The sequence below is a fragment of the Deinococcus rhizophilus genome (assembly GCF_030271215.1).
In the GTDB taxonomy this organism is placed as follows: domain Bacteria; phylum Deinococcota; class Deinococci; order Deinococcales; family Deinococcaceae; genus Deinococcus; species Deinococcus rhizophilus.
The window spans coordinates 1-1,455 of record NZ_JASNGB010000320.1; the positions used below are offsets into that span (position 1 = coordinate 1).

Sequence of the window (1,455 nt, forward strand, 5' to 3'; positions counted from 1 at the left end):
GCCGCGACGGGGGAGGCGGGGGCCTCGCTGCTCCCGCTGGCCTCCAGCTCCAGCGGCCGGAAGGGGTTGCGGCCCGGCAGCGCGGCGAGGGGGACATCGGGGTTGATGCCGCCCGGCGTGGGGACAGCCTCGGGGGTGGCCTCGCCGGGCGCTTCCCCGGCCTCCCCGAAGGCGGGAATCTGGGGCACCTCGATCTCGGCGCCCGGTTCGACGGGCACGGCGGCCTCAGAGACGGGCGCCGTCTCCTGCGCTGTTTCTGCTTCCTGCGCTGCTTCCTGTGCCGTCTCCTGCGGCGCGGTGCCGGGGGCCGGGGTGACCGCTGCCGCGCCCGCGTCCTCCTCGCTTCCGGCGGGCGGGTCGCCGCTGGGGGCCGGGACGGGCGCGTCTGCCAGGGCCGCCGCGTCCCGGTTCGAGGTCCAGACGAACCAGCCGCCCAGCAGCGCGAGCAGCAGCAGCAGCGCGAGCACCAGCCGCATCTCGCGCGAGAGCAGGGGCGGCTTGCCGCCCTCGGTGGGCCGGGAGGTCACTGGGCACCTCCCTCGGCGGGCGCGGCGGGGGCCTCGGGGGCCTCGGCGGCGCCGCCTTCGGGGGCCGTGGCGCTCGCCGCGCTGGGGTCGTAGGTGTACACGGTGAGGTTCAGCGTGCCCTCCAGGGGGGGGTTGTACGAGGTCGCGGCGGGCATCTGCAGGCCCACCCCGCCCACCGTCGTGAAGCGGTTCATGGTTTCCAGGCTGCGCAGCGCCCGGAAGACCTCGGCGTACTGCCNGGCGCTCGCCGCGCTGGGGTCGTAGGTGTACACGGTGAGGTTCAGCGTGCCCTCCAGGGGGGGGTTGTACGAGGTCGCGGCGGGCATCTGCAGGCCCACCCCGCCCACCGTCGTGAAGCGGTTCATGGTTTCCAGGCTGCGCAGCGCCCGGAAGACCTCGGCGTACTGCCCCTGCACCCCGAGGTTCAGGCCGATGGGCCGCACCCCGCCGGGCAGGCCCTCGCCGGGGCCGCTCTGCACGGTGAAGGTGCTCAGCTCGGCTCCTGCCGCCAGCACGTTGCGCCGCACCTCGTCGAGCACGGTGCCGAACTGCGCGGTGGGCGGCAGCGCCCGCAGGAACTGGTCACGCTCGACCCGCAGCCGGGCGACCGTCTCGCGCAACTCGGGCAGCGCCCGTTGGGCGGCGCGGTAGCGGTCGGCGGTCAGGCGGGTGGTGTCCAGCTCGCCTTCCAGCAGGGTGATCTCCTGCACGCGGGTCTGGTAGCGCCCGAAGTACCACCCCATCAGCAGCAGGGCGCTGCCCGCGAGCGCCAGCAGGAAGAGGGTGCGCGGCGCCAGGCCGGAGAGTTGAAACGAAGGCTTAGCCATTGCTGCCTCCGGTGCCGCTCACCGGCTCGGCGGGCGGGGCCTCGGGGGCCGGGGTGCCCTCCGGGGCCGGGCCAGCCGCCGCGCCGTCCGGGGTCGCCGCC

At 75.7% G+C, this 1,455-nt stretch carries 1 protein-coding gene and 1 pseudogene; both read right to left on the reverse strand.

All coding sequences use genetic code 11. The features are described 5' to 3' along the window. Nucleotides 1-527, reverse strand: a pseudogene (locus QOL99_RS17015) (hypothetical protein); the annotation flags it as partial. Beyond that, nucleotides 524-1,354, reverse strand: coding sequence for a type IV pilus inner membrane component PilO (locus tag QOL99_RS17020; protein ID WP_285525568.1), 831 nt, complete (start codon nucleotides 1,352-1,354; stop codon nucleotides 524-526). The pseudogene QOL99_RS17015 and the gene QOL99_RS17020, both read right to left, overlap by 4 nt. Between the last annotated feature and the right edge of the window lie 101 nt (nucleotides 1,355-1,455).